Source organism: Tabrizicola flagellatus (genome assembly GCF_008271465.1).
Classification (GTDB): domain Bacteria; phylum Pseudomonadota; class Alphaproteobacteria; order Rhodobacterales; family Rhodobacteraceae; genus Tabrizicola; species Tabrizicola flagellata.
On record NZ_VMDU01000004.1, the window covers coordinates 253,327 to 267,659 of the forward strand.

The following is a 14,333-nucleotide window of genomic DNA, read 5'->3' on the forward strand; positions in this document are numbered from 1 at the left end:
GAGGCTGTTCATGCTGGCAACGCGACATTGGGATCGGCTGGGCAACGGGGGGCTGACCTTCACCGAACTTGGCTTCGGCGCGGCGCCCTTGGGCAATCTTTTCAAGGCCATCAGCGACGACGAAGCCCATGCGGTGCTGGAGGCCGCATGGGCGGGCGGCGTGCGCTATTACGACACGGCGCCCCTTTACGGGCTGGGGCTGTCCGAGACCCGGCTGAACCGCTTTCTGCGGGGCAAGCCGCGCGACAGTTACGTCCTGTCCACGAAGATCGGACGCCTTCTGCGCGCGGTGCCGCCGGGCCAGGGCGACGGGGCGGGGAAGTGGGTCGATGTCCCCTCGCGCAAGGAGATCTACGACTACAGCTATGACGGCACGATGCGGAGCCTGGAATTCTCGCTGGAGCGGCTGGGCCTGGACCGGATCGACATCCTGTATGCGCATGATCTGGACATCTTCAACCACGGGACGCAGGCCGCATTGCAGGAGCGGCTGGAGGCCTTCATGGCCGGCGGCTACCGGGCGCTGGTGGCCTTGCGCGACCAGGGGGTGATCCGGGCCTTCGGTGGCGGGATCAACGAATGGCAGCCCTGCCAGTGGCTCCTGGAGCGGGGGGACTTCGACATCTTCCTGCTGGCGGGGCGCTATACCCTTTTGGAACAGGAGGCGCTGGAGAGCTTCCTGCCCATGTGCGAGGCTCGGGGCGTGGGGATCGTGGTGGGCGGTCCCTACAATTCGGGTATCCTCGCGACGGGGCCGCGACCGGGGGCGCACTGGAACTATGCGCCCGCGCCGGACTGGGTGATGGCGAAGGCCGCACGGTTGCAGGCGGTCTGCGAGGCCCATGGGGTGCGGCTGGTGGATGCGGCGTTCCGGTTCCCGCTGCTTCATCCGGCGGTGGTCTCGGTCATTCCCGGCGGGCAGGGGCTGCCCGAGATGGCCTCCAATCTGGCGGCGGCCGAGGCGGCGATCCCGCAGGCGCTGTGGGAGGCGTTGCTATCCGAAGGGCTGATCCGGGCGGACGCGCCGATCTAGGGTTGCCTCCTCGTGCGCCTTCGGCTTCTCGTCGGTGGGGCGGCCGCGAGGAGTGACGAAGTCATCGACGAGCGGCGGTCAGCCGCCGTAGAGCGCGGACATGACGATGCGCGTGGCGGCGGCGGCGTCCTGGCGGGCCTGGGCCTCGGCCAGCGCAGGGTCGGCGGCAAGCCCGCGCGCGATGGCGCGCAGCCGGTCGGTCGCAGCGATGTTGGCCCGCGCCTCGCCCAAGGGGTCGGTGCCGCCATGGTCGGGGAAGGTATCGAAATAGATCACCCCGTCATAGCCCGCCCGGTCGAGCGCGACGAAGAGTTCCACCGTCTGAACCGGATGGACCGAGCCCGCGATGAGCCCGTCGTCGCGCTTGCCGTAGCCGTCGTTCAGATGCACGCCAAGGATGCGGCTGTGCCGCGCGGCCAGCATCGCGGCGCGGGCGGGCATCTCGCCGGCAAAGAGCATGTGGCAGAAATCGAGCGTGACCCCGGTGTTCGGCCGCCCGACCTCGGCCAGGGCCAGAAGGGTCGTCGCCATGTCGGGCATCACCACATGGGCGCGGGGTTCGTTCGGCTTGTATTCGATGGCGATGTCGATGGACGGGTTGTGGTCGGCGACATCGGCGATGGCGGCGATGCTGTCGTCCCACATCCGCGCGTAGTCGGCCTGGAAGGAATAGTCGAACCCGTCCTGCCCGAGCCAGAGCGTCATCAGCCGCCCGCCCATCGCCGCCAGCGCATCGAGGCCGCGCTTCGTCAGGTCGATCGCGGCGCGGCGGGTCGCGGGATCGGGGTGGGAGAAGGCCCCGAGCCGGAAGCCCGGATCGGTGTAGTAGCGCATGGCGAGCCCGTTCAGCGCCATGCCGTGATCGGCGAGGATCCGGGTCAGCTCGGCCGGGCGGTGGTGGTCGAAATGGTCGGGGAAGTTCAGGTCGGCGGCGTCGAGGCCCCCCACCCGCGCGGCGGCGGCGATCATCTCGGCCACCGTGTCGCCCTTCCGCTTGAAGGCGTTCAGCCTAGTGGCGTAGCGGGGCTTGTTCGGGATCATGGGGCCGCGAAAAGTTCGGGATGGGCGCGTTCCAGCGGCGCGAGGTAGGTCAGCAGCTGGCGCAGGTGGTGCTGCACGGCGGCCCGTGCGGCGGCGGGATCGTGGGCCTCGAAGGCGGCAAGGATGGCGCGGTGTTCGTCCAGCGTGGCCTGAAGCCGTCCCTCGACCGGCAGGATCAGCTGGCGCGCCCGGTCCACCGAGAGCCAGGCGGTCTGCGCAACCTGCGCCAGCCGCGGAAAGCCGGTGAAGGACAGCATCATCTCGTGGAACTGCGCGTCCAGCGCCATGAAGCCCTGCCGGTCGCCGTCCGCGACCAGCGCCTCCTGCAGGCGCAGGTTGCGGCGCAGGTCGCGCAGCTGGTCCTCGGTGATGCGTTCGGCCACGAGTTCGGCGGCGGCGACCTCGATCGCCTCGCGGATGAAGGCGCCCTCGCGGATGTCGGTCATCGACAGCCGGGTGACGAAGGTGCCGGCCTGGGGCACGATGTCCACCAGACCGTCCGCCGCCAGCCGCGCCACCGCATCGGCGACGGGTGAGCGCGACACGCCGAGGCGGTCGCAGATCTCGGGCTTGCGGATGCTGTCGCCCGGGCGGAACTCAAGCGTCAGGATCGCCTGTTTCAGGCTCTGATAGACCCGCTGGCCCAGCGAACCCTGGAACCGCTCCAGAGGCTCCAGCCGGGCGGCGCCATTCTGGTCTTGTGATCCGGTTGCGGGCGCTGGTAGCATGCTAACATGTTAGGCTGGTCGGGCGGGCTGTCAAGCGGTCCGCACACGGGTGAGAGGGGGAAGGCGATGGCGGATGCGGTAATACGGTTGCACGGGCGGGACAACCTGGTGATTGCGCTGACCGATCTGCCGAAGGGGGCGAGCGTGCCGGGGGTGGAGGCGCCCCTGCCCGGCCCGGTGCCGCGCGGCCACAAGATCGCCAGCCGCGCCATCGCCAGGGGCGAGACGGTGCTGCGCTATGGCCAGGCGATCGGCCAGGCGACCGAGGACATCCCCGCGGGCGGCCACATCCACAGCCACAACCTCGGCATGGGCCCCCATTCGACCGACTATGCCATCGGAGCCGAGGCCCGCCCCCTGCCCCCTCTGCCCCCGCGCGAGTTCATGGGCTATCACCGTGCCGACGGGCAGGTAGGGACGCGGAACTACCTTGGCATCCTGACCTCGGTGAACTGCTCGGGCTCGGTCGCGCGTTTCATCGCCGAGGCGGCGGAGAAGGACCCGGTCCTGTCCGCGATGCCGAACATCGACGGCTTCGTGCCGATCGTCCACAACACCGGCTGCGGCATGTCGGGCACCAACGAGGGCTATGCGACGCTGATGCGCACGCTGAAGGGCTATGCGCGGAACGCAAATTTCGGGGGGATCCTGCTGGTGGGCCTCGGCTGCGAGGTGATGCAGGTGCCCGACCTCGTGGGCCAGGGGCGCCTGCGGCCGGACGGGAACTTCCGCTACATGACCATCCAGGGCGAGGGCGGCACGCGGGCCACGATCGAGCGCGCGCTGAAGGTGCTGCGCGAGATGGCCGAGGTCGCCGCGCAGGCCACGCGCAGGCCGGCGCCGGTGTCGAAGCTGATCGTCGGGCTGCAATGCGGCGGGTCGGACGGATACAGCGGGATCACGGCGAACCCGGCCCTTGGCCATGCCAGCGACCTTCTGGTGCGGATGGGCGGCACCACGATCCTGTCCGAGACACCGGAGATCTACGGGGCCGAGCACCTCCTGACCCGCCGCGCGGTCAGCCCGGAGGTCGGCGAGCGGCTCCTGGAGCGCATCCGCTGGTGGGAGAACTACACCGCGATCAACGGCGGCGAGATGGACAACAACCCCAGCCCCGGCAACAAGCGCGGCGGGCTGACCACGATCCTGGAAAAGTCGCTGGGCGCGGTGGCCAAGGGCGGCACGGCGCCGCTGGCGGGGGTCTACAAGTTCGCGGAAGCCATCACCACGCCGGGCTTCGTCTACATGGACAGCCCCGGCTACGACCCCTGCAGCGTGACCGGCCAGATCGCCAGCGGCGCCACGCTGATCGTCTTCACCACCGGGCGGGGGTCGGTTTCCGGCTACAAGCCCAGCCCCTGCATCAAGCTGGCCACCAACACCGAGATGTATGCCCGGATGCAGGAGGACATGGACATCAACTGCGGCGACATCCTCGACGGCACCAGCATCGAGGCCAAGGGCGAGGAGATCCTGGAGAAGATGATCGCCGTCGCCTCGGGCGAGCGCACTTTGTCCGAACAGCTGGGCTTCGGCGGGGCGGAGTTCGTGCCGTGGCAGATCGGCGCGGTGATGTAGGGAAGATCGCGACCAGCCTTGATCAGCCCTCGATCCCGAGGAGCGAAGGGCGGCGCCTGACCGCCGGGTAGGCGGTCGGGTGCTGCCCGTGGTTCCCACGGGCGGGACAGCGGATTCGCCGTGCTTCTGTCAAGGTCCGATGGACCCTACAGCCGGTAGAAGTCCCGCGCGGTGTCGCGGAAGATCTGCCGCCGTTCGGTCTCGGACAGGTCGGCCGTCACCTCGTCCACCAGCGCCACCCAGTCGCGATAGCCGATGGCCAGCGTCGCCACCGGCCAGTCGCCGCCGAACATGAGCCGCGAGGGGCCGAAGGCCTCCAGCGCGACCTCCATGTAGGGGCGCAGCGTTTCCGGCGTCCAGTCGGCGGCGGCCTCGGTAGCGACCCCGGAGAGCTTGCAGACCAGGTGCTCGCGCCGGGCAAGCTCGCGCAACTGGTCGGCCCAGGGCTGCATCAGGCCCGCGGCGATGCCGGGCTTGGCGATATGGTCCACGACCATCGGCACGTTCGGACAGGCATCGACCAGGCCGATGGTCGAGGGCAGCTGGGGATGTTTGAGGCAGAGGTCGAAGGACAGGCCGTAATCGGCCAGCGCCCGGACCCCGGTGACGAAATCGGGGCGCAGGCAGAAGGCGGGATCGGGTTCGTCCTGGTAGATCCGGCGGATGCCGCGCACCTTCGGAGTGGCCGCCAGCCGTTCGAGATCGCCCCGCACCGCGTCGCCCCGTTCCAGCGCGGCGTTGCAAACCATGGCGGCGATGCGCGGCTCTTCCTCCGCCCAGCCCAGCACCGCCTCTGCCTCGGCGAAGGTCTGCTCCGGGGCGGCGGCGCATTCGAGGAAGACCAGCGCCTCGATGTCCACCCCGTCGCTCGCCGCGCGGAAGTCGGCGGGCAGGAAGGGCCGGTCGAGCGGCAGGCCCTTGAGCCATGGATAGCTGAGCCGCCGGGGATCCCAGAGATGCAGGTGGCTGTCGATGATCGGAAAGTCGGGCATTGGGGCCTCGTGCAGGGGCGGGTGGCGGCATGCTACACCGGGGCGCAGGCCAGGCAACAGTTGCGCGGCGCGGCGCGGGCCGTAACCTGCGGCCAAAGCCCGAAGGAGCCCACCCGTGACCATGCCCCCCGCGACCTTGCCGACCGTCCTGGTCGTCGGCAGCCTGCACCATGACATCATGGTCGAGGCCGACCACCTGCCCCGCCGCGACGAGACGGCGGTCGGGCGGCGCTGGTATCCCAAGTTCGGCGGCAAGGGCGGCAATCAGGCGGTGGCGGTGGCCCGCGCCGGTGCCCCCTGCCGGATGTTCGGCGCGGTGGGGGATGACGGCTTCGGCGCCTTCCTGCGGCAGGGGTTGCGGGCGGGCGGGGTGGAGGACCGTTTCGTGCAGACCCTGCCCGGCGTGGGATCGGGGATGAGCGTGGCGATCGTGGATGCGCAGGGCGATTATGCAGCGACCATCGTCTCGGGCGCGAACCTGAGGGCCGATCCGGCGGCGCTGGCCACGCCCGACCTTTGGCGGGACGTGGGCCTTCTGATCCTGCAGAACGAGGTTCCCGAGGCGCTGAACCTTGCGGCAGCGCGCGAGGCGCGGGCGCGGGGGGTGCGCTGCCTGCTGAACGCCGCCCCGGCGCGGGAACTGTCGGCGGACCTGGCGGGGCTGGTCGATCTGCTGGTGGTGAACGCCGTCGAGGCCGAGATGATGGGCGCGGGCGCCGTCCGGTCGCTGGAGGACGCGCGCGCGGCAGCCGAGCGGCTGGCGCAGCGGTTTCCGGCGGTGATCGTCACCGCGGGCAGTCTGGGCCTGGCGGCGGCCGAGGGGGGTGCGGGGTTCGCGCTGCCGGCCGAGAAGGTGCGGGCTGTCTCCAGCCACGGGGCCGGCGACGCCTTCATCGGCACGCTTGCCGCCGGGCTGGTGCGGGGGCTGGACCTGCACGCGGCGGCAGGCGCGGCCTCGCTGGCCGCCGCGCGGCATGTCAGCGGGCAGGCGCCGGGCTGAGCGAGGGGCTCAGGGGCTGGGCACGATGAAATCCGGCACGATCCCCGCGGCGGCGATGAAGGGCGCGGTGTCGCGGCCGGCGAAAAGGCCGTGATCGGTGACGAGCACGCTGCGGCAGCCGGCCGCCGCGCCGCCCAGCACATCGGTGTGCAGCGTGTCGCCCACCATCGCCAGCCGGTCGGGCGCAAGGCCGGTGCGGCTGATGCCTTCGGCAAAGGCCTCGGGGAAGGGTTTGCCGAACCAGTGCACCTCGAGACCCGGCAGGGCGTCCAGAAGCTCGTGGCCGAAGAGCCCCGGCTCCAGCGTCAGCCCGCCCTCGCGCGGGGCGACGAGGTCGGGGTTGGCGATGACCAGCGGGCGCGGGCGGCGGTCGAGCGCCCGGGTCAGGCGGCGTTGCAGCGCGGGCGTCCAGCGGGCGGTCGACAGGAACACGACCGCATCGGCCCGGTCGAAGGCGGCGGGATCGGCCAGCGCATCAATCAGCCGCGCGGGGATGTCGGCGAACGTGTCGCCCTCGGCCGCGATGGCGGCCCAGGTGGCGCCGGGGGCGATTGCCTGAAGCCGCGCCACGGCGACATCGCGCGAGGCCACGACCTCATCGGCGGTGAAGTCGAAGCCCAGGCGGTGATACTTGGCCAAGAGTTGCTCGCGCGTGTAGCTGGCGGCATTGGTCAGCACCGCCAGCCGTTTGCCCCGCGCCCGAAGGCTGGCCATCCGCGCCACTGCGCCGGGGATCGCGGTATCGCCCACGTTGAGGACGCCGAAGGCATCGAGCAGGAAGCCGTCCACATGGTCGGCCACCTCTTCCAGCGAGGGCAGGTGCAGCGACCGGGCGGGATAGCGGGCGGCGGGCAGGCGGGGGCGGATCGCCTCGTACCGCGTGAAGGCAGAGGCCGCGTCGGAGAGCATGTCCCCCGGCCCGGCGTCGAGGGAAACCTCAGACACTGGTGAACCCGCCTTCCACCATCAGAAGCGCGCCGTTGACCATGCTTGACGCATCCGAGGCGAGGTAAAGGGCCGCGTCCGCCACCTCCACCGGCTCGGCAAAGCGGCGGGCGGGGGTGGCGTTGCGGAAGGGGTCGCCCTTTTCCGGCCTGCCCCAGACCTCGATCCCCATGGGCGTCATCACCACGGTCGGGCAGATCGCGTTGACCTGCACGTTGAACCGCGCCCATTCGGCGCAGAGCGACTTCGTGAGCGCGTTCAGCCCGCCTTTCGAGGCGGCATAGGCCGCGTGATCGTCCAGCGCGATCACCCCGGTCTGGGACGAGATGTTGATGACCTTCCCCCACCTCTGCGCGATCATCGCCGGCGCCAGCGTCCGCGCCGTCAGGAAGGGCGCGCGGAGGTTGACGGCCATCATCCGGTCCCAGGCCTCGGTCGTGAAGTCCACCGCCGGGGCGACATGGGCGATCCCGGCGGAGTTGACCAGGATGTCGATGGTGCCCCATTCCTTCAGCGCCCGCTGGCAGGCTTCGACGGGTTCGGTCGGGCTTTCCATCTCGGCCGTCAGGGTCAGGCAGCGCCGGCCATGGGCGCGGACGGCCTCGGCGGTGGCGGCAAGGTCGGCTGCATCGCGGCCCAGCGCCACGATGTCGGCGCCGGCCTCGGCAAAGACCCGCGCGATCTCGGCCCCGATGCCCTTGGAGGCCCCGGTGATCAGCGCCTTGCGCCCCGTCAGCGAAAAGCGGTCCTGCCAGCCCATCGGTCACTCCAGATTGGTATGACGCGCGCGCATCGCCTCGGGCGTGACGCCGAGGTGGTCGCGCAGCGCAAGGATCAGAAGCTCGAAGGCCAGATACTGCGCGCCTTCGAAGAGCGAGCCCATCGGCAGGACCGAGGTCGCCGCCGCGCCCTGGTCGTTCGCCATGGTCTGCGCCGGGATCAGGAACACGCGGTCGGCCGCCTGCGGCGCGCTGCCTTGGGCTTGCGCGGTGACGCAGGCCACCCGCGCACCCGCCTTGCGCGCGACGCCGATCAGGCCGTCCACCGTGGAAAAGCCGCCCGGCCCGGCGCTGACCACCAGCAGGTCGCCGGGGCCGACCGGCGGGCAGGACATGTCGCCCACCACATGCGCGTCGAGCCCCATGTGATAAAGCCGCATGGCAAGCGCCCGCATCATCAGCCCCTCGCGCCCCACGCCATAGCAGACGACGCGGCGGGCCTGGGCCAGGTCCTCGACCATCCCCTGCAACGCGGCGGGGTCGATTGCGGCCACGGCATCGCGGATTTCCCCCGCGGCGCGGGTGGCAAGATCGGAAAGCGTCATGTGCCCACCTTCGATTGCTGGGTCTGCGGCAGGGCCGCCAGGGCAGCCTGATCCAGAAGCCCGACCTCGTCCAGCAGGTCGAGCACGGTATAGCGGCTGCGCAGAAAGCGGGCCTTCAGGATCGTGCGGTGCAGATAGGCCGGATCGACGCCGATGTCCGCCGCCTCGGCCGGGGCGCCAGCGCGGGCCAGATGGTCGGCCATGCGGGCGGCGGGCCAGAGCCGGGCACGCAGCCGGGCCTGAAGGTCGGGCCAGACGGCGGCAAGGCGGGTCAGCCGGGCCTGCAACGCGGCCCCCTCGACATGCTTGGCGCGGGTCTCGGCGATGGCGCGTTCGGCGATCTCGCCGGGGCCGAAGCGGGCGCGGATCTCGGCTTCCTTGGCGGCAAGGTCGGGGGCTTCGGCCGCCCGGCGGGCGGGGTCGAGCGCGGCAAGGTCGCGCGTCAGCAGCCAGTCGAACATGCGCAAGGCCGCCATCGCGCCGACCGCGACGCAGGCGCCGTGGCTGACCCGTTCGCCGTTGTGGTGCAGGTCGTCCATTTCCCACAGATGCGCGATCTGGTGGTCGGCCCCGGAGGCCGGGCGCGAGGAGCCGTGCGCCTCCATCGCCAGGCCGACCAGCGTCAGGCCGAGGAAGAGCCCCTCCACCGCCGCGCGGTCGCCGGCGGCGATCCGGTCGGGCTGCGACAGCCAGCCTTCGAGACCGCCCTGCACCATGGGCCAGGCGACATCGTCGATGGGCTCGATCCCCAGCGCGTCGGCGATGATCCAGTCGCCCCCCGCCGGAACCTTGCCCGCGAGGTCGCCATAGCCCCAGCCCGTCATCTCGGGCGGGGCGGCGGCGATCACGTCGAGGTCGGCGAGCAAGACCTTCGCCGGACGGCAGGGGATGGTCTTCTTGAACCCCTTCTCCGACAGCGGGGCGCCGGCCGAGGTATAGCCGTCCATGCTGGCCGCCGTGGCCACGCACATGTAGGGGATGCCGGCGGTGAAGGCCGCGTGTTTCACCACGTCGTTCATCACGCCCGAGCCGATGGCGACGGGCGTCTCGCCGGGCCGCAGGACGGCGCGGAGCGAATCGGCCAGGTCCACCGTGGGCTTGGGGCGCGGGGTGGCCGGGATGACATGGCGGCGCGTCGGGATGCCCGCTGCCGCTAAGGCCGCCTCCACGGCCTCCCCTGCCGCGCCCCAGCCGCGGTCGTCGGCCATCAGCACCACGGGGCCCGAGAAATGCCGGGCGTAAAGCCTGCCCGCCTCGGCCAGCACGCCGCGTCCGATCACCACCTCGGCCACATTGGCCGAGCGCGCCACCGCGTCCCGGATCAGGTCCCCGCTCATGCCGCCACCCCGCCCGAGGCCAGCGTCCGCCCGTCGGCGGCGAAATGGTGGAGGCGATGCGGCGGCAGGTCGAGGCCGATCTCGGCGCCATGGTCCAGCGTCGTGTCGCCCTCGGCCCGGACGACCAGCGTCTGCCCGCCCGGAAGCCGGACATAAAGGTAGGCATCGCCGCCCAGCGTCTCGGTCAGGGATACGGTCGCGGGCAACTGCCCCTGCCCCGCCGGGCGCAGGACCAGATGTTCGGGCCGGATCCCCAGCTTGACCGTCCCCGAAGGCGCCGCGCCAAGAGGCTTGCCGTCCACAAGCGCCTGCCCGTCGCGCAGATCGACGGACAGGAAGTTCATCGACGGCGCCCCGATGAACCCGGCGACGAATTCCGACGCGGGGCGATTGTAAAGCTCCATCGGCGCGCCGACCTGTTCGATGCGGCCGGCGTTCAGTACCACGATCTTGTCGGCCATGGTCATCGCCTCGACCTGGTCGTGGGTGACATAGATCATCGTGGCCTTGAGGTCGCTGTGCAGCGCCTCGAGTTCCACCCGCATCTGGACGCGCAGCTTCGCGTCGAGGTTCGACAGGGGCTCGTCGAAGAGGAAGACCTTCGGCTCCTTCACGATGGCGCGCCCGATGGCGACGCGCTGGCGCTGGCCGCCCGACAACTGGCCGGGCTTGCGGTCGAGATAGGGTTCCAGTTGCAGGATGCGCGCGGCCTCGGCAATGCGGCGCTTGCGGTCCGCTTCGGGGAAGTTGTTGACCTTCATCCCGAAATCCATGTTCTCGCGCACCGTCATGTGCGGATAGAGCGCATAGGACTGGAACACCATGGCCACGTCGCGATCCGACGGCGCGGCGCGGGTCACGTCGCGGTCGCCGATGTGAATGGTGCCCGCGCTGATTTCCTCCAGCCCCGCGATCGAGCGCAGGAGCGTGGACTTGCCGCAGCCCGAAGGCCCGACGAAGACCGCGAATTCGCCATCCGCGATGGTCAGCGACACATCGTGCAGCGCCTGCGCGCCGCCGTAGAACTTGTTCACGCCCGACAGCCTGACCTCAGCCATGGCGCCCCCTTCCCCTGCGCCGATCCACCGGCGCTGACCGCAATTTTCCGGTTGACTCGCTCCGGATTCGATACATTTATATGTGCAGCGTTACAAATGGAAGTCAACTCTGCAACGCTGCACCCTGAGGGAGGAAACCATGAAACTGAAGTCGCATGTCAGCGCTCTTGCGCTGGCCGCTGCCGCACTTTCCGGGCTGGCCGGCGCGGCGCAGGCCTGGTCGCTGGAGGAGGCCGCCAAGCCCTATGCCGGGACCGAGCTGGAGGTCCTGTTCCTGGACCGTCCGGGCTACAACGCCGCGATCAAGATGCTGCCGGAATTCGAGGCGGCGACCGGCATCAAGGTCAACATCACCACCGTGCCCTACGAGAACGCACTGGGCGAACAGGTGCGCGACTTCGTGGCCGGGGGCGACCTCGACATCGCGCTGATCGACCTCGTCTGGATCGGCAACTTCGCCGAGAACGGCTGGCTGGTCCCCTCCGAGACCTTCATCAACAACCCCGAGCTCGCCGACCCCGAGCTGGACATGGCCGACTTCTTCCCGCTGGTGCTGGACGCCTTCGGGTCGTGGAACGGCGTGAACTACGGGCTGCCGTTCGACAACTACTCGGGCCTCCTGTTCTGGAACCGCTGCATGCTTGCCGACGCCGGTTTCGACAAGCCGCCGGCGACCTGGCAGGAGATGATGGACACCTACGGCCCGGCGCTGACCAAGGACGGCAAGTATGCCTATGCGCTGCAATCCAAGCGCAACGAGACCCAGTCGGCCGACAGTTTCGCCCGCTTCCTCTGGCCCTTCGGCGGGTCCTTCCTGAACGCCGAGTTCAGGTCGAACCTGATGTCGCCCGAAAGCCAGGCGGGCCTGAAGTTCCGCCAGGATCTGATGAAGTTCATGCCAGAAGGCATCGTCGCCTATGACCATGCCGAAACCGTGAATGCCTTCGCCCAGGGCGATGTGGCGATGATCACCGAATGGTCGGCCTTCTATTCCACCGTGGTCAGCCCCGAGACCTCGAAGGTCGCGGACTGCGTTGAAATTGCACCAGAACCCAAGGGGCCGGCGGGGCGGAAACCGGCGTTGGGCGGCTTCTCTCTGGCGGTGGCGTCCCAGGCGGACGAGGCCGAACAGGCCGCGGGCTGGCTCTTCATCCAGTGGGTGACCTCGAAGGCCAAGGCCGGGCAATACCTGGAGCTGGGCGGCGTGCCCGCGCGCAAGTCGGCCTATGCCGATCCGGCGCTGGCCGAGAAGTTCAAGTTCATCCCGGCCCTGGTCGAAAGCTGGCAGGAAGGCGTGCCCGAGTTCCGTCCACGCTTTGCCGAATGGCCCGCGATCACCGAGATCGTGCAGGAATGGGGCACCAAGATGATGCTGGGCGAGGTCTCGATCGAGGAGGGCTCGAAGATGATCGGCGAGAAGATGGAAGCGGTCCTCGCCGAGGCCGGCTACTACGACGGCAAGAAGCCCTTGGCGCAGTAAGCCGCCCTGTGATCTCCTCCCGGGAGACGTGCCCGCTAGGGCACCCAAGGCCCCCGCCCGCATCGGCGGGGGTCTGACCACCTGCAGGACCGAACGAGGACCCCGATGACCTTCCGCGTGCCCCGGCGCACCGTCGCCGCCTTCCTTGGCCCCGCCGTCGCGGCGCTGGCCCTGGTCGGCATCGCGCCGCTGCTCTATGCGGTCTGGAAGAGCCTGCACTACTTCAACCTGACGAAGCTCGCGCAGCAAAGGTTCGTGGGCCTCGACAATTATGCCGCCGTCCTGACCGACCCGGTCTTCTGGCAGGCGATGGGGCGCACGGCACTTCTCTTCGCGATCGCCGTGCCGATCCAGATCGGGCTTGGCCTGGTGATCGCCCTGGTGCTGCACCGCCCGGGGCTGACCTTCTGGAAGACGCTGACGCGTCTGTCGCTGGTCCTGCCGATGGCCACGACCTATGCCGTCGTGGGCCTTCTCGCACAGGTGATGCTGAACCAGAAATACGGGGTAATCAACCAGATGCTGGGCTGGATCGGCATCGAGGCGATCAATTTTATCGGCGATCCAACAAATGCATTCATCGCGGTCGTGCTGTGGGACATCTGGCAATGGACCCCCTTCGTGGCGCTGGTCCTGCTTGCAGGCCTGTCCACCGTCCCGCCCGAGATCGAGGAAGCGGCGAAGCTGGAGACGAAATCCAACTGGACGGTGCTGCGCCATGTCCAGCTGCCCTTCCTGGTGCCGAGCCTTGTCGCCGTCCTCATCCTGCGGACCGCCGATACGCTGAAGCTGTTCGACATGCCCTTCACCATGACGCGCGGCGGTCCGGGGTCCGCCACCGAGTTCATCGCCGTGCTGATCGAGCGCGTGGGCAACCGGCAGTTCGAGATCGGCATGGCCGCGGCGCAGTCGATCATCATGCTGGCGATCACCATCGTTCTGGCGCGGCTCTACATCCGCTTCTTCTATCGCGAGGTTCGCTGAGATGGCCGCCCCCATCCGCCGCCGCAGTCTCTGGGCCGAGGGCGCGCTCCTGCTGCTGATCGGGCTGTTCTGCGTCTTCCCGTTCTACTGGATGGTGACGACCAGCCTGAAGACGCAGGTGGTCGCCCTGGAATCGCCGCCGGTCTGGTGGTTCACCCCCACGCTGGCGAATTACTGGGAGGTCCTGTTCGTGGACAAGGTCGGCCCGGCGCTGATCAACTCGATCATCGTCGCGGTCTGCACCACGGCGCTTGCCGTGGGGCTTGGCACGCCGGCGGCCTATGCCCTTGCCCGGTTCGAGTTCCCCGGCAAGCGCGATCTGTGGTTCTGGTTCATCACCAACCGCTTCGTCAGCCCCGTGGTCCTCGCCTTCCCGGTCTTCCTCATCGCCCGCCAGACGGGCCTGCGCGACACGCAGATCGCGCTGATCCTGATGTATCTGACCTTCACCCTGCCCATCGTCATCTGGATCTGCACTGACCAGTTCCGGTCGATCCCGCGCGAGCTGGACGAGGCCGCCATGCTGGAAGGCGCAAGCCAGTGGCGCATCTTCCGGTCGATCTGCCTGCCGCTCGCCATGCCCGGCGTCGCGGTCAGCTCGATCCTGTCGTTCATCTTCTCGTGGAACGAGCTCCTGTTCGCCTACATCCTGGCACCCAAGGCCGCCAAGACCGCCCCTGCCATGGCCGTGACCTTCATGGAGGGCTACGACGTGCCCTATGGAAAGATCATGGCGACCTCGACGCTGATCGTCGTCCCCGTCTTGATCTTTGCGCTGCTGGCGTCGAAACACCTTGTCCGGGGCCTGACGATGGGGGCCGTGAAATAGGGCA

At 69.4% G+C, this 14,333-nt stretch carries 14 protein-coding genes; 6 read left to right on the top strand and 8 right to left on the bottom strand.

The features are described 5' to 3' along the window. The first annotated feature begins 10 nt into the window (after window positions 1-10). Complete coding sequence (locus FL625_RS08900; protein WP_149588302.1) at window positions 11-1,033, top strand: aldo/keto reductase; 1,023 nt, start codon at window positions 11-13, stop codon at window positions 1,031-1,033. Between the two features lie 78 nt (window positions 1,034-1,111). Here the strand turns inward: FL625_RS08900 and FL625_RS08905 are convergent, their stop codons facing one another. Further along, window positions 1,112-2,074 carry a sugar phosphate isomerase/epimerase family protein gene (locus FL625_RS08905; protein ID WP_149588303.1) on the bottom strand — a complete coding sequence of 321 codons (963 nt, stop codon included), beginning with the start codon at window positions 2,072-2,074 and terminating at the stop codon, window positions 1,112-1,114. After that, entirely contained in the window at window positions 2,071-2,802 is a 732-nt protein-coding gene (locus tag FL625_RS08910; protein WP_149588304.1) for a GntR family transcriptional regulator, read from the bottom strand. Before FL625_RS08910 ends, FL625_RS08905 begins: the two co-directional genes overlap by 4 nt. Window positions 2,803-2,868: 66 nt before the next feature. Here FL625_RS08910 and FL625_RS08915 point away from each other — a divergent pair, with 66 nt between their 5' ends. Next, on the top strand, window positions 2,869-4,380 hold the full coding sequence (locus FL625_RS08915) for a UxaA family hydrolase (protein ID WP_149588305.1): 1,512 nt from the start codon (window positions 2,869-2,871) through the stop codon (window positions 4,378-4,380). Window positions 4,381-4,526: 146 nt separating this feature from the next. Here the strand turns inward: FL625_RS08915 and FL625_RS08920 are convergent, their stop codons facing one another. Beyond that, a complete protein-coding gene (locus FL625_RS08920) occupies window positions 4,527-5,372 on the bottom strand; it encodes an amidohydrolase family protein (protein WP_149588306.1) in 846 nt (281 codons plus the stop codon). Window positions 5,373-5,493: 121 nt separating this feature from the next. Between FL625_RS08920 and FL625_RS08925 the strand changes: the two genes are divergently transcribed. Next, the gene (locus tag FL625_RS08925; RefSeq protein WP_149588349.1) at window positions 5,494-6,372 is read left to right on the top strand and encodes a PfkB family carbohydrate kinase; all 879 of its coding nucleotides are present in this window, start codon (window positions 5,494-5,496) and stop codon (window positions 6,370-6,372) included. Between the two features lie 9 nt (window positions 6,373-6,381). Here FL625_RS08925 and FL625_RS08930 read toward each other — a convergent pair whose 3' ends face one another. Genes FL625_RS08930 through FL625_RS08950 form a run of 5 tightly spaced genes read right to left on the bottom strand, consistent with a single transcriptional unit; the run spans window position 6,382 to window position 11,036 of the window. Beyond that, window positions 6,382-7,317 (bottom strand): HAD-IIA family hydrolase, encoded by a 936-nt coding sequence (locus tag FL625_RS08930; RefSeq protein WP_354001248.1) that lies wholly within the window; start codon window positions 7,315-7,317, stop codon window positions 6,382-6,384. Then, window positions 7,310-8,077, bottom strand: coding sequence for an SDR family NAD(P)-dependent oxidoreductase (locus FL625_RS08935; protein ID WP_149588307.1), 768 nt, complete (start codon window positions 8,075-8,077; stop codon window positions 7,310-7,312). Before FL625_RS08935 ends, FL625_RS08930 begins: the two co-directional genes overlap by 8 nt. 3 nt (window positions 8,078-8,080) lie before the next feature. Continuing rightward, complete coding sequence (locus FL625_RS08940; RefSeq protein ID WP_149588308.1) at window positions 8,081-8,641, bottom strand: SIS domain-containing protein; 561 nt, start codon at window positions 8,639-8,641, stop codon at window positions 8,081-8,083. Next, window positions 8,638-9,978: an iron-containing alcohol dehydrogenase gene (locus tag FL625_RS08945; protein WP_149588309.1), complete on the bottom strand. Its 1,341-nt coding sequence runs from the start codon at window positions 9,976-9,978 to the stop codon at window positions 8,638-8,640. The genes FL625_RS08940 and FL625_RS08945 overlap by 4 nt, the downstream gene beginning before the upstream one ends. Continuing rightward, window positions 9,975-11,036 (bottom strand): ABC transporter ATP-binding protein, encoded by a 1,062-nt coding sequence (locus tag FL625_RS08950; protein WP_149588310.1) that lies wholly within the window; start codon window positions 11,034-11,036, stop codon window positions 9,975-9,977. Before FL625_RS08950 ends, FL625_RS08945 begins: the two co-directional genes overlap by 4 nt. Window positions 11,037-11,175: 139 nt before the next feature. On the opposite strand from FL625_RS08950, the gene FL625_RS08955 reads away from it, so the two are divergent. From FL625_RS08955 to FL625_RS08965, 3 genes are all read left to right on the top strand, one after another. Next, window positions 11,176-12,516, top strand: a complete 1,341-nt coding sequence (locus FL625_RS08955) for an ABC transporter substrate-binding protein (protein ID WP_149588311.1) — start codon at window positions 11,176-11,178, stop codon at window positions 12,514-12,516. A 105-nt stretch (window positions 12,517-12,621) separates the two neighbouring features. Continuing rightward, window positions 12,622-13,500, top strand: coding sequence for a carbohydrate ABC transporter permease (locus FL625_RS08960; RefSeq protein WP_149588312.1), 879 nt, complete (start codon window positions 12,622-12,624; stop codon window positions 13,498-13,500). A 1-nt stretch (window position 13,501) separates the two neighbouring features. Next, a complete protein-coding gene (locus tag FL625_RS08965) occupies window positions 13,502-14,329 on the top strand; it encodes a carbohydrate ABC transporter permease (RefSeq protein ID WP_149588313.1) in 828 nt (275 codons plus the stop codon). Window positions 14,330-14,333: the final 4 nt, after the last annotated feature.

What these genes read in the sequence shown, in the direction of transcription:
- FL625_RS08915 (WP_149588305.1), top strand. Translation starts at nt 2,869, where the DNA reads ATGGCGGATGCGGTAATACGGTTGCACGGGCGGGACAACCTGGTGATT.
- FL625_RS08965 (WP_149588313.1), top strand. Translation starts at nt 13,502, where the DNA reads ATGGCCGCCCCCATCCGCCGCCGCAGTCTCTGGGCCGAGGGCGCGCTC.
- FL625_RS08900 (WP_149588302.1), top strand. Translation starts at nt 11, where the DNA reads ATGCTGGCAACGCGACATTGGGATCGGCTGGGCAACGGGGGGCTGACC.
- FL625_RS08940 (WP_149588308.1), bottom strand. Translation starts at nt 8,641, where the DNA reads ATGACGCTTTCCGATCTTGCCACCCGCGCCGCGGGGGAAATCCGCGAT.
- FL625_RS08910 (WP_149588304.1), bottom strand. Translation starts at nt 2,802, where the DNA reads ATGCTACCAGCGCCCGCAACCGGATCACAAGACCAGAATGGCGCCGCC.
- FL625_RS08935 (WP_149588307.1), bottom strand. Translation starts at nt 8,077, where the DNA reads ATGGGCTGGCAGGACCGCTTTTCGCTGACGGGGCGCAAGGCGCTGATC.
- FL625_RS08955 (WP_149588311.1), top strand. Translation starts at nt 11,176, where the DNA reads ATGAAACTGAAGTCGCATGTCAGCGCTCTTGCGCTGGCCGCTGCCGCA.
- FL625_RS08945 (WP_149588309.1), bottom strand. Translation starts at nt 9,978, where the DNA reads ATGAGCGGGGACCTGATCCGGGACGCGGTGGCGCGCTCGGCCAATGTG.
- FL625_RS08920 (WP_149588306.1), bottom strand. Translation starts at nt 5,372, where the DNA reads ATGCCCGACTTTCCGATCATCGACAGCCACCTGCATCTCTGGGATCCC.
- FL625_RS08925 (WP_149588349.1), top strand. Translation starts at nt 5,494, where the DNA reads ATGCCCCCCGCGACCTTGCCGACCGTCCTGGTCGTCGGCAGCCTGCAC.
- FL625_RS08960 (WP_149588312.1), top strand. Translation starts at nt 12,622, where the DNA reads ATGACCTTCCGCGTGCCCCGGCGCACCGTCGCCGCCTTCCTTGGCCCC.
- FL625_RS08905 (WP_149588303.1), bottom strand. Translation starts at nt 2,074, where the DNA reads ATGATCCCGAACAAGCCCCGCTACGCCACTAGGCTGAACGCCTTCAAG.
- FL625_RS08950 (WP_149588310.1), bottom strand. Translation starts at nt 11,036, where the DNA reads ATGGCTGAGGTCAGGCTGTCGGGCGTGAACAAGTTCTACGGCGGCGCG.